The sequence below is a fragment of the Methylovorus glucosotrophus genome (assembly GCF_009858335.1).
GTDB classification, from domain to species: Bacteria; Pseudomonadota; Gammaproteobacteria; order Burkholderiales; family Methylophilaceae; genus Methylovorus; species Methylovorus glucosotrophus.
Map to the genome: position 1 here is coordinate 86,452 of NZ_VMSE01000002.1, position 12,353 is coordinate 98,804.

Below are 12,353 nucleotides of genomic sequence, written 5' to 3' on the forward strand. Positions count from 1 at the left end.
CTTAACTCCAATGCTTTTGATGGGCCTGCCGCGCGCCCCATTGCTGAATGATCTCCTGCAACTGCCGCAAGCCATGTTGAATCAGGCTAGGGCCGGGCTGCAGAATATCCGCTGATTTTATCTCACGCAGCCAGCCCTGCTGCACGGCGGGGATAGTATCCCACCCCGGCCGCGCCATCACTTGTTCCGGCTGAAATTTTTTACCGCACCACGAGCCGATGATGATATCCGGCTGCCGCTCCACCACCTGCTGCGGGTCCGCAATAATCCGGTCCTTGGCGGAGGGAAACTGCGCCAGCTCGGCAAAGGCATCCTCGCCCCCCGCCAATGCAATCAGCTCGCCCACCCAGCGTATGCCGCTCATCATGGGCGCATCCCATTCCTCAAAATACACCCGCGGCTTGCGCGGCAGATAATCCGCCGTCTCACGCACCGCATCCATCTCCTGCTGCAAGCGCGCCACCAGCGCCTGTGCCTCGGCGGCCTTATCCACCAACACACCCAGGCTCAAGATCATCTGCAACACCTGCGCCAGCGAGCGCTGGTTATACACATGTACCTCCACCCCCGCCCGTATCAGCGCCGCCGCAATATCCGCCTGCAGGTTGGAAAAGCCAATCACCAGATCCGGCTCCAGCGCCAATATCTTGTCCAGCTTGGCACTGGTAAACGCTGAAACCTTGGGTTTCTCGCGCCGCGCCGCCGCTGGCCGTGTGGTAAAGCCGGAAATCCCGACAATACGATCCTGCGCGCCCAGAAGATAAAGCGTTTCAACGGTTTCGGTAGTGAGGCAGACGATGCGGTGGTACATAAAAAGCCTGTGCGTGAAGATTGTAGTTTGTCGGGGATGCTGCGTGGTTAAGGTCTCCAGATACCGGAGGGTATGCCACACAGTGCGGTCCCGGGGGCTACTTAATCCCCTCTTTCGTGACTCACCGCACCGCGCCGGCAGATGGCCTGGAACATAATCCCTGCGGGATATTGGCGGTAGCTGCCAGTGTTTCATGCCTTTGCTGGACCATTTTAAAACGTATTCAGGGCCGGCCTTCAATTAATTTTACTCAGGGAGCGTAAATGTTTTGTTCTAAATGTGGAGAGAAAAACCAGGAATTTGCCAGCTTTTGTTCTGCGTGTGGTACCCAGCTGAATTCGACGTTTCAGGATCCTCAATCCCAGAGTTATGGAGGATTTTGGTACCGGACTATTGCGTTTTTGATCGACAATATTGTGATCGGTTTAGGAAGTGTTGTTCTGCTGGTCGGCATGTTCTATGGTTTATTCATCGGTAGTTCAGCCTCCGAGGAGGAAAACGTATTTTTATACGAAGTCATGGCCTATCTTCTGAATATTCTGGTGACCTGGCTTTACTTCACCGTCTTTGAAGCATCAGCATGGCAGGCAACACCGGGCAAACGGATGTTGGGGCTAAGAGTGACGGATGCCAGCGGCAAACGCCTCGGAATGGGCCGTGCTAATGCCCGCTATTGGGCCAAATTGCTTTCCTGCCTGTTGCTTGGTATTGGATTTCTCATGGTTGCCTTCACCAGCAAAAAACAGGGCTTGCATGACCTGATCGCACGTACTTATGTGTTGAAGACGGAGAGTGCCTGAGGCCTCCCGTTCGCGCCATTATGCTTTTTCATCCCATTGGTTTTGCATCAGCATCTCACTCAAGGGCTTCGCCTCTGCCCATCCCTCCTCAATCAGCATGGGCTGCGCGTAAAACATGGGCACATGGCCCAGGCATAGCACGGCGACCGGCTTCGCGCCTTCTGGCATGTTGAGCAGTCTGGCGAGTTGCTCGGGGTCGAAGATAGAGACCCAGCCCATGCCGAGGCCTTCGGCGCGGGCGGCGAGCCAGATGTTCTGGATGGCGCAGGAGACGGAGGCTAAGTCCATCTCGGGCAGGGTGCGGCGGCCGAAGACGTAGCGTTCGCGGCCATCGCACAGCGCGGCGACGATGACTTCGCCGCATTGCAGTATGCCTTCTACTTTCAGGCGTAAAAATTCGGCTTCGCGTTCGCCCAGGGCATGCGCGGTTTGCTGGCGCTCTTGCTCCACCAGGGCGTGTATCTGCTGGCGTAAGGCGGACTGAGTAATGCGGATGAAGCGCCAGGGTTGCATGAGACCGACGCTGGGGGCGTGGTGCGCGGCGTTGAGCAGGCGTTGCAGGGTGGCGGGGTCTACCGGGTCTGGCAAAAAATGGCGCATGTCGCGCCGCTCGGCGATGGCGCGGTAGATGGCGGCGCGTTCTTCATCGCTGTAACGAAAGTCGCTCATTTTGCGGTTCCTTGCGGTGAGGCTGAGGGTTGAGTGGTGGCGGATGGGTTGGCTTGCTCAATCAGCAGCAGTTTGCCGGTTTTTTCATCGCGGTAGACCTGGCCGACGGATTGATAACCGCTGCCGGGGTTGCCGGAAACACTGGGTGGCGCGGCGATTTCGCGGCCGCGCTCCAGTTCCTTGGCGGGTTTGATCATGGCCTGGCCACCGGCGCTGAGCGCGGCGAGCAGGCCGCAGGCGAATACCAGCATGACATCGACCAGATTGACCAGGCTGGCGCGTGGGTCTTCATCGTCATGGTCAAAGCGGCTGTGCAGGCGGCGTTTGGCCGGGCGGGATGCAGCGGCGGGTTCCGTATTTATAGTAGGGCTTGTTTTCATGATAGGCCTTCAGCTTTCCAGCGATTCCAGCACATCTTCATACCAGCGGCGGCGCAGCTTGCCGATGACGAGGCCGGCAATACCGGCAATTAAGCCAAGTACGGTGGCATCAAACGCGGTGGTGACGGCTTGCGCCAGTTGCGCCGGGTTGCCTTGACCCAGCGCGGCGAGGCCGGGCCCGAGGGGGATAATGGTGGCCATCAGCCCCAGCATGGGCGGAATGCGCGCCAGCAGATCGGCGCGTTCCAGCCGGTGGCGGGCGGTTTTGATCACGGCATCGCTGGCCGACTGGCGCATCTGGCGCAGGCCAAACAGCCGCTCGCCGATGGCAATGCCGGATTCCAGCACAGCGAAGGCGACCGAGGCGATCAGAATGGCGATCACCGGCGTGAGCAGGCTGGTAATGGCCGCGTGCAGATTGTTCATGTCAAACAGCATAAATCGTCCTTTTTACAATGTGATGCCGGGATGGCTGCCATGGTGATGACGCATCCTGCAATGCGGGGTAGTCATCGTCAGCGTTGTATATCCCACCGATCAAGCCTGCGGTTGCTTGCGCATGCCCAGCCAGATACCCAGACCCAGCGCAGGCAGCAGCGCCAGCAACCACCACCCGAGATGCAATTGCACGGATTTCACCGCGACTTCATACATGGTGGGTGCGGCTTGCACCGGCGCCGGAGGTGTTTTGGCAGCGGGCGCCGGTTTTTGCGCGGCCTTGCTGGCCGGCTTGTTGGCGTTCACTGGCTCGGGTTCTGGTGTCGCATCCGGCAGACGCGGAGCGTTGGCCTCAGCCTGTGCAGTGGGGCCATAGGTATTCAGGCCGTCCCCGCGCGCTTTGGATAATACCTGCTGCAAGGCTTGGTTATCCTGGCTGCTGAGGTGGCCGGCGAGCCACGACCACATGGGGTGATTGGGCGCGGTGTGACCGCTGCCGGGCAGGCCGTTTTTGCTGACTAGTTGTGTGAGCTGGCTGCCGAGCTGGCGCACGGTGGCGTCATCGGCATGCCAGTAGCCTTTTTGCGCGGCAACCAGCATGATCGCCAGCATCTGCGCCTTTACATGGGCGTTGTGCTTGTCTTCCAGGAATTTATCCAGCCCCAGCCCGAGGCCATCGTCCACATACACGCGCTTCACTTCGTCCCAGGCCCAGTCCTTGATGATATCGGGCCGGGTGACTTGCCAGCCCCACAGGTTTTCCATGAACTCGGTGCCCATGGTGCGCGCGCCGGCATAGCCATGATCCATCAGCGGGCGTATCCAGTTCGGGTTCAGGTAGCGGCCGCGCATTTCCATCAGCAGGGCGGTTTCCAGCGGATCGTCGCTGACGTTATTGGGATCGCTGTGATTGAGAATGCGCGCCGCCGGACGCTGGCCGGTGACCTGCTCAGTAGCCAGCGAGAGGCCGCCCAGATAATCAAACGCATCGTTGTTATCCATCAGGCCATACAGGTTGGATGCGCGTCCATGGTAGGTGTTGGCAATGCTGCCCAGCGCGGTGGAAAACACAGCGTGCGCGGGCTGGCCTTGGGCATCCAGCCCATAGGCATGGCCCATGCGGGTGAGGTAAGCGTTGCCCAGTTCGCTGCGGTCTTTCCAGCTGCCGGAGCGCTCGGTGAGGCGGTTGATGCCGGTGCCATAGGCGCCGGGGGCATCGCCAAAGATACGCCAGGCGGCTTCACGTCCGGCTTGCGCCAGCGGCATACCCTGGGTTGCCAGTGCCTGGGTGCGGCGCAGCCAATGCAGTGCCACGCCATTGCTCTCCAGCGATTCACCGGCTTCCTGCCGGGCTTCGCCCAGCGGAGTCAGCGCGGCATCCAGCGCATCATTGAGTTCAGGGTGCTGCTGGCGTATGCGCGTTGCCGAGGCCGCGAGCGCCATGCGGCCAGCGGTGTCTATCCACTGCATCAGGTTGGGGTAAAGGTCACGAAACAGCCCCGAGGTGGTGACGATGACATCGTGCCGCGCCACGCCGGGGGTGAGCTGCATTTTTTGCACAATGCCGCGCGCATTCCACTCCGGCTCGGTGCCCATCAGCCGCAGAATAAAGCTCACGATCACGCCTTCATCGCGCACCGCATCGGAGGCCCAGAGAATCACGCCTTCACTATCCTGGATGCTGTCGCGCTGCTTGACCTTGTCGGCCATGGCGGCGCCCATCTGAAAGCCCAGGCGCGTGGGCAAGACATCGCCATCCAGCGCATGAAAATTGCGGCCAGTGGGCAATGATTCTGGCGAACGCAGCGGGTCGTTGCCTTTGCCCGGCGCAATAAACCCGCCATCCAGCGCATGCAAAAAGGCATGCATTTCCAGCCCCGGCGAGGCGGCAAGTGCATCGCGCGTGGCCTCACTCACCTTGTGCTCCTGCCCGCGGCCCATGGAGTTCAGCATCAGTTGCAAGGACGACTCCGACCAGGGGCGGCCGAAGATATGCAGGCCATGCGGCATGAACTTCTCCTGCAGCTTGGTCAGGTAATGGCCGACTTCATGTGCCAGCAAATCATCGTCCGTCTGTTCAAAGCCGATGCCGCGCACCTGCAGCACATCGGCCATGCTGGCTTCCAGCTCCGAGCGCAGTTGCAGGGCTTCTACCAGCCGCCGCATTTCACGGGCGGCTTCGATTTTCATGGTGTCCGAGCTGGAGGATTCGTAGGTTTCCACTACCTGCCGCAGTTCCAGCAAGCGGTCATACAGCGGCGTGGCGGTGAGCGGTGGCGTCAGGTGATCTATCATCACCGCCAGCCCGCGCCGCTTGGATTGCGTGCCTTCGCCCACGCCATCGACGATATACGGATAAATGCCGGGCAGATCGCCCGCGATCAGGCGCGAGTAGTCATTGGCCGAGAGGCCCACGGCCTTGCCGGGCAGGAATTCATAGGTGGAATGGCGGCCAATGTGCACCAGCGCATCAGCACCGAAATCGGCTTGCAGCCAGTGGTAAAAACCCAGGTACTGATGCGGTGGCGGAATGGTGGTGTTGGCATGCAGCAATTCTTCATCCACCTCCCAGCCGCGTGGCGGTTGCGGGCCGATAAAAATATTGCCGAAGCGGATGCCGGGAATCAGCATGTTGCCGTTATGCACCATGACCTTGCCCGGTGGCTGACCCCAGCCGCGCAGGCCTTCAATACCCAGCGCGGCGAGGCGGGATTTGTCCTCAGTGAGCTTGTTGCAGTCGGTGTGTTGATCCAGGCATTGCTCGTAGCCGGTTTGCAGGGCGGCAAGCTGGCGCAAGGCTTCATTGCGCTTGGGATGGTCCGCGCCTTCCAGCAGGTGGCACAGCTCATGCATGGCTTTATCGAGGCGCGTGCGGCCAATGGCGATTTCTCCGGCTTGTTGCGCGGCGACGATATCTGCGTGCAATCTTCCGAGCGGGCCTTCCGTCATCTCGCCACGCACGGCGGCGGGCAGGGTGGCAAACCAGCGCTGGTAACTTGCCGCATCCATATTGGTGACGTGCTGCTGCATCTCGGCCAGGGCGCCGTTGTCTTCCGGCAGGTTAACGCCGCGTTGCTGCATGATATCGAGCAGCGCCTCGGGCGAGGCTGGCAATTCGCCGGTGGTGTAGCCCGCCTGTTGCAGCGCATGCAGCATGTCAAACAGGCTGGCGGGCACATCAAGATTATCGGCCCCGATATTCTGGCGGCCTGGCGGGTGGTTGTAGTAAATCAGCGCGACTTTCTTGTCGGCATTCGGTTTGTCGCGCAAGGCTTGCCAACGTATAGCCCGCGTCACCAGCGAGCCGATTTCGGCGGGTAGCATCTGTGGCAGCTTGAGTTCCACACCGGTTTGTTTGTCCAGCGTGGCGGGGCCAGCGGACGCGACCACGATAGGTTGCGAGCTGCCCTGAATCTCCGGCATGGCCACGCGGTATTGCACCGAGTTGATCGGCAGGCCATCCTCCGAAAGCTGCCAGGCCGAGGCGGTGCGGTCGGTGAGCCGTATGGCCTTGTAGACCGGCACATCGAGCTGCGACAGCAGGCTGGTGACGGCCTCACGCCCTTCGGCGGCGCCGACCACAAAATCCTGCAGCACTACCAGCCCGGCAGGCTTGGCTGGGGCTACCAGGGTTTTCAGCTGGGCGATGGCATCGCGCGAGCTTTCGCCCCAGCGCGCCATCAGCACCAGGCATTGCAGTTTGCGGCGTGCGCTGTCCTGGCAGATGGCATCAGCGGGTTGCGGGTCGCTGGTATTGAGGTCGAGCACCACCAGTACCGGTGCGGCATTCAGACGCAGGGCCGTTGGCGCGATTTCCTTGCCCTGCAAGCGGTAAACCATGGCAGGCTGCGGCTTGGGTAATGGCGCTGTGCCACGCGGGTGTAGCCAGTAGCGGATGAAGGCGGCCTGGTTTTCACTGCCACCGGCTTGCCACAGATCATGCATGGCCAGCCATTGTGCCGCCGCCGGATGGTTGCGCGCGGCGCTGGCAATCTCCGGGGCGAGATTGTTCTGGGTGAGAGTCAGCGCTGCCGCATCCTTGAAGCGGCTGACGGGTTCGCCAGCAAAGCGGCTGCGCATGGAAAGCCCGCTTTCGCCATTGAGTGCGATGAAGTTGCGGATATCGCTACTGCCAGCGCGATCCAGCCGGACTTGCAGCCGTTGCGCGGCTTCGCCATAGACGGCGATGGCCATCACGGCATCGGCATTTTTCAGCCAGCGATCCAGCGTTTTGTCGTCCGCCGCCAGCACTTGCGATTGCGTGCGCAGCAGGATTTTATCCTTGCCGTTATTGGCAAGTACCACGTGCGCCGCATTGGCTACTGCCGGTGCGGTGCGATCAGAGACGATGCCGAACAGCGTGGCAGCGGAAGCAGGCGGGCTGGAAAGGGTGAATGCCGCAAGCAGCAGGCCGCCAAGAGTGTAAGCAGGCAGCCGGGCCATCATGCGGTGAAGAGGGCGGCGGCCGCTTGTGGGTTGGAGGGGAAGTAAAAGTGCAAATAGCTCGCGGTGAGGCTGCCATGGCGGTAGATGGCTTCGCCGGGTTTTCCGCGCTGGGTGATGGCGCTTTGCATAGGTGGCAAGGTGGTTTCCATGCGGGAGTAATGAAAGGTGTGGGCGTTGAGGCGCCCATCGGCAAAGTCGGCAAACTGCACGCCCAGCCCCTGAAAGCGCGGCTGCATGCTGGTGCTGCCAGGCAGCAGGCCAAACATCGGCGTGGTATCAATCGCGTCACTGAGTGCCATCATGCCGCCGCATTCGGCCAGCATGGGCATGCCCGCTTGCCAGGCTAGTTGCAATGCCTCGCGCATGGCGGCATTGGCGCTGAGTGTGGCGGCATGTATCTCGGGGTAGCCGCCAGGAAACCACAGGGCATCGGCGGCGGGCAGCGCCTGATCATGTAGCGGTGAGAAAAATTCGAGGCGGGCGCCCAACTCGCGCAGGCAATCCAGATTGGCAGGATAAATAAAACAGAAGGCCGCATCGCGCGCGATGGCGATGGTTTTGCCCGCCAGCGGACGGAAGCTATCGGCTGGGGTGTGGGCTGGCGCAGCGAAGTCGGTAGCCGGGGGTAGCGGCAAGATGCCATCGGGCTGCGAGGCCAGCAGGGCCTGGGCTGCAGCGCTGATGCGTTGCTCCAGATCCTCAATCTCGTCGGCGCGATGCAGGCCGAGGTGGCGTTCTGGCAATGAAAAGTTGTCGGATTTTGGCAAGGCGCCTAGCCATGGAATATCGGCTGGCAGGCTCTGACGCAATAAATCCGCATGGTGGCTGCTACCGGTGCGGTTGCCGATGACACCTGCCGGAATCAGCGCCGGGCGATAGCGATAAAGCCCGGCTGCCAGTGGGCCAAAAGTCTGCGCCATGCCAGCAGCATCTACCGTCAGGGCGACGGGGATACGAAAGCGCTCGGCGATATCGGCGCTGGATGGCGCACCATCGTATAGCCCCATTACGCCTTCAATGATGATCACATCGGCATCGAGCGCGGCCTGATGCAGCCTGGCCTGGATATCGGCCTCGCCATTCATGGCCAGGTCGAGGTTGTAAACGGGATGACCGGTGGCGGTCGCCAGGATCATGGGGTCAAGAAAGTCGGGGCCGCATTTGAAACCACGCACCCGCAAGCCACTATCGCGCCAGGCGCGGGCCAGGGCGGCGGTAACCAGTGTTTTGCCCTGATTGGATGCCGGGGCGGAAACCAGCAGGGCCGGGCAGGCCGCCGCTACCACTCCACCCCCGGCATGGCTTGCACGCCATTTTTAAAGGCATGCTTCACCATATTCATTTCGGTGACGGTATCGGCCTGCTCTATCAGCTCTGGCGGTGCCGCCCGGCCGGTGACGACCACGTGCTGCATGGCGGGCCGCGCGGCAATGTCCGCCAGCACATCGGCCAGCTCCAGGTAATGGTATTTGAGCACGATATTGAGCTCGTCCAGAATCACCACGCCGACACTGCTATCTTGCATGGCTTGCTGCGCCTGGGCCCAGCCTTGTTTGGCAGCGGCAATATCGCGATCGCGATTTTGCGTTTCCCAGGTAAAGCCTTCGCCCATGACATGCCAGGTAACATTTGGCTGGTTGCGGTAAAAGGCCTCTTCGCCGGTGTCGGAACGGCCTTTGACAAACTGCACCACCACCGCGCGCTGCCCATGCCCCAGCGCGCGTGCTAGCAGACCAAACGCTGCGGTGGATTTGCCTTTGCCATTGCCGGTATTCACCAGCAACAGGCCGCGCTCTACCCGGGCGGCCTCAATCTTGGCATCGACCACTGCTTTTTTGCGCGCCATGCGATCGGCATGGCGCTGGTTCAGCCCCAGGTCTTGCTCACTCATGCGGCTTGCTTGGCATCAGCGCGCACCAGCTTGATCACGATGTGGATGATGGCGGCGGTGGCGATGTAAAACGCCAGGGTTTGCAGGGAAGATGGATAGTACTTGGTCAGGCGTGGCAGGAACTCCATCAGTGATGGATCGGCATAGCGACCAGAGAAGAAGTAGAAACCACCGCTGGAGAACAGGTGGCAGATAAAGCTACTGACCAGCACAGCGCCGCTCAATGTGAACAGGGATTTGATGGCAAAGCTGTAGTGCTTGGCGAACCAGCGACCGCCCAGCCACAGGGTGCCGTAAGCCGGTACCAGGAAGCCATAAGCCGGGCTGGTGCAGAAATCACTGCCGCCACTGGCGCTGACTGAGGCGAAATCGAGACCGGCGGCGAGGCCCATGAAAACCGGAAATACCCACATTGGGCGCAGATAAACGCCCAGCATGAAAAAGACGGCCCAGGATGCGCTGGGCAGATGGTTGACGCTGGCAAAGTGATTGCCACGCGTCATGATCATGAGTGCTGCGAGCAGTAAGCCGACGATAAGCTGTTGCTGTTTGGTGAGGTTAAGCATGAGAGATTGCCTTCTGGTTAAAGTATTTAAGAAACGGAACATTTCAATATTTTAAATGAAATGTTCCCTTAACATTGCCTCTTGCATGGCCTATCGTTTTGCCGCTGCTCTTTGCTCGCCTTAAAGCGCAGGCGAATAACGCAGGGTGACAAACAGATTAGTACCAAAGGTTCCGTAGTTCTGTGCCAACTCATACTCGCGATCAAACAGATTGTTGACGCGCGCATTCACTGACCAGTCCTGGTTGATGCGGTAATTGGTAAACACATTTACCAGGGTGTAACCGCTCAAGCGATTGGTGTTGGCAGCATCATCAAAACGATGGCCGGAGCTTTCGATTTCACTGCCAAATTGCCAGTCGCCCCACGTTTGGGTTAAGCCCAGCGCGCCATGCTCACGGGCGCGGCGTGGCAGCCAGTTGCCGGTATTGGCATCTTCCGCGCGCTGGAAGTCAGCATTGCCATACACTTGTGTGCGGTCCCAGTTGCCGTTATAGCTCAGCGTCAATCCTTTGAGCTCGGCTTCGTTAACATTGAGCGGGGTTAATACTGTCCCGACGCGAGTGTTGACGATCAGGTCATCGACATTGTTTTTGTAGTAAATGGCACCCAGACGATGATGGCCTTGCGTATATTGCAGACCCACTTCGCGGTTCTCGGCTTCTTCGGGCTTGAGGTTGGCATTGCCAACAAATCCAGATTGCAGAGGGCTATATAGCTGATTGAATGTAGGCGCACTGAACGCGGTGCCATAGGAGGCGTGTGCACGCCATTCCGCGTTGATCTGGTAACCATAGGCCAGACTGCCGGTGGTTTTATCCCCAAATTGCGAATTCTGATCCAGGCGAGCGTTGGCCTGAAATTGATGACTGCCGAGTTTGTACTGCCAGCCCGTCAGATATGACTGAATATTGCGTTCATCCTTGGCAAATGTGGTGGTTCCTTCCACTTTTTGCTCGCGACGCTCGGCACCCAGGGTAAATAAGCCTATATCCGTGGTGATGTCGTTTTGCCATGCATATTGCGTCTGCGTGGTCTTGAATAGCGAACGGACTTTCAGGGTATTGGCTGTGTTGGGGCTGAATGACTCCAGATTGTCCTCACTCTGGCCGACGCTGAAATTGCTCAGCCAGTTTTCGGTGAACTGATTTTTGCTGTAAATCGAGACCAGGTTTTGACGGCGGTTTCCATAAAAATCAAAGCGGTTTCTAGGGTTGGCGAGGGGGGTAATGTTGCCGCCATCGTAGTGATTGGTGCCTTCGTTCAACCAACCTTGTATGCCGAGTTCGTGGTTTTCGCTGAAGTGCTGGGCCAGCTTGAGTGAGACATTGCGGTTGCTGTAACCATCGTCGTCCGGGTTATACGTGATCAGGGTTTTATTCGCAATTGCAGAGACGCCATTGGTGGAACTGGCGCCGGCCTGCACGCTGAAACTGGTGTTTTCTACGCGTCCAGCAATTCCTGCCGTGGCGCTGCTGCTGCCATAGGTGCCCAGGCCCACGCTCGCATTCAGGCGCGGTTTGCCTTTGCCGGATTTGGTAAAAATCTGGATGACGCCGCCGATGGCGTCTGCGCCATACAAGCCGCTGGCCGGGCCGCGCAGGATTTCGACACGCTCAATCTGGTCGAGTGGAATGTTTTCAAGTGCTGTAGTGCCTGTCGTGGCAGAGTTCACACGCAGACCATCAATCAGCACCACAGTATGTGTGGCGTTGGCACCACGAATAAAGACATCAGCAGATTTGCCGGTGCCGCCATTCTGTACGATCTGCACGCCGGGCTGCATGGCGAGCAGTTGCACCAGGGTCGTCTGACCGGCTTTCTGAATCTGATCCTGGGTAATCACGGAAATATCGCCCAGCGCATCGCTGACTTTTTGTTCGGTGCGGGCGGCGGTGACGACGATGTCTGACAGCGTGGTATCGGCCGCCAGTGAATTGAATGAATGCGCAAACAAAGGCGCAAACGCGATGGCGAGTGCAGAACGGTGAAGCATGGAATTTTCCTTATGCTGTTCCCGGCAACGCTTGCGCCTGTGGCGTGGTAATCAAGACAGAGTGGAGAACAGCTGAAGCGAGTCTGGTGACGCTGCAACCCCGCAGCAATCCCTTGAATCATCAGGCCGGTCTCCGGGCTCATACGTTTTGTTAATCCGCCTTCCCATGGCTATGCACAGTGGCGTGTAGGATCAACCACACGTAATTACCGTTGCGGGGGCAGCACAGGGTTTGTTTGTGAAAACGCACCTGTTTCCCAGTTTCACCTCATCGCAGAATAGCGACTTCGGCACCTGAACAACTGCGTGAATTATATGCGATGTCGCCGAAAATAAACAGGCGGGGAAATGCGGTTG

The 12,353-nt window shown here is 59.3% G+C and carries 10 protein-coding genes and 1 riboswitch; of the genes, 1 reads left to right on the forward strand and 9 read right to left on the reverse strand.

What is annotated here, in order from left to right; translation table 11 throughout:
• Nucleotide 1 precedes the first annotated feature (1 nt).
• Nucleotides 2–811, reverse strand: coding sequence for a cobalamin-binding protein (locus tag FNL37_RS11370; protein WP_159356264.1), 810 nt, complete (start codon nt 809–811; stop codon nt 2–4).
• Nucleotides 812–1,074: 263 nt separating this feature from the next.
• Here FNL37_RS11370 and FNL37_RS11375 point away from each other — a divergent pair, with 263 nt between their 5' ends.
• Nucleotides 1,075–1,611, forward strand: a complete 537-nt coding sequence (locus FNL37_RS11375) for an RDD family protein (RefSeq protein WP_159356265.1) — start codon at nt 1,075–1,077, stop codon at nt 1,609–1,611.
• Nucleotides 1,612–1,629: 18 nt separating this feature from the next.
• Here FNL37_RS11375 and bluB read toward each other — a convergent pair whose 3' ends face one another.
• The 8 genes from bluB to FNL37_RS11415 form a co-directional block, all read right to left on the reverse strand.
• Nucleotides 1,630–2,280, reverse strand: a complete 651-nt coding sequence (gene bluB, locus FNL37_RS11380) for a 5,6-dimethylbenzimidazole synthase (protein WP_159356266.1) — start codon at nt 2,278–2,280, stop codon at nt 1,630–1,632.
• On the reverse strand, nt 2,277–2,660 hold the full coding sequence (locus FNL37_RS11385) for a DUF2149 domain-containing protein (RefSeq protein WP_211371968.1): 384 nt from the start codon (nt 2,658–2,660) through the stop codon (nt 2,277–2,279). The genes bluB and FNL37_RS11385 overlap by 4 nt, the downstream gene beginning before the upstream one ends.
• 9 nt (nt 2,661–2,669) lie before the next feature.
• Nucleotides 2,670–3,098, reverse strand: a complete 429-nt coding sequence (locus FNL37_RS11390; protein ID WP_015829172.1) for a MotA/TolQ/ExbB proton channel family protein — start codon at nt 3,096–3,098, stop codon at nt 2,670–2,672.
• A gap of 99 nt (nt 3,099–3,197) precedes the next feature.
• On the reverse strand, nt 3,198–7,544 hold the full coding sequence (locus FNL37_RS11395) for a cobaltochelatase subunit CobN (protein ID WP_159356267.1): 4,347 nt from the start codon (nt 7,542–7,544) through the stop codon (nt 3,198–3,200).
• A complete protein-coding gene (locus FNL37_RS11400; protein ID WP_159356268.1) occupies nt 7,541–8,830 on the reverse strand; it encodes a cobyrinic acid a,c-diamide synthase CobB in 1,290 nt (429 codons plus the stop codon). The genes FNL37_RS11395 and FNL37_RS11400 overlap by 4 nt, the downstream gene beginning before the upstream one ends.
• Nucleotides 8,824–9,435 carry a cob(I)yrinic acid a,c-diamide adenosyltransferase gene (gene cobO / locus FNL37_RS11405; protein ID WP_159356269.1) on the reverse strand — a complete coding sequence of 204 codons (612 nt, stop codon included), beginning with the start codon at nt 9,433–9,435 and terminating at the stop codon, nt 8,824–8,826. The genes FNL37_RS11400 and cobO overlap by 7 nt, the downstream gene beginning before the upstream one ends.
• Complete coding sequence (locus FNL37_RS11410) at nt 9,432–10,001, reverse strand: hypothetical protein (RefSeq protein ID WP_013440979.1); 570 nt, start codon at nt 9,999–10,001, stop codon at nt 9,432–9,434. Before FNL37_RS11410 ends, cobO begins: the two co-directional genes overlap by 4 nt.
• A gap of 120 nt (nt 10,002–10,121) precedes the next feature.
• Entirely contained in the window at nt 10,122–11,996 is a 1,875-nt protein-coding gene (locus FNL37_RS11415; RefSeq protein WP_159356270.1) for a TonB-dependent receptor domain-containing protein, read from the reverse strand.
• A 107-nt stretch (nt 11,997–12,103) separates the two neighbouring features.
• Nucleotides 12,104–12,309, reverse strand: a riboswitch (cobalamin riboswitch).
• Between the last annotated feature and the right edge of the window lie 44 nt (nt 12,310–12,353).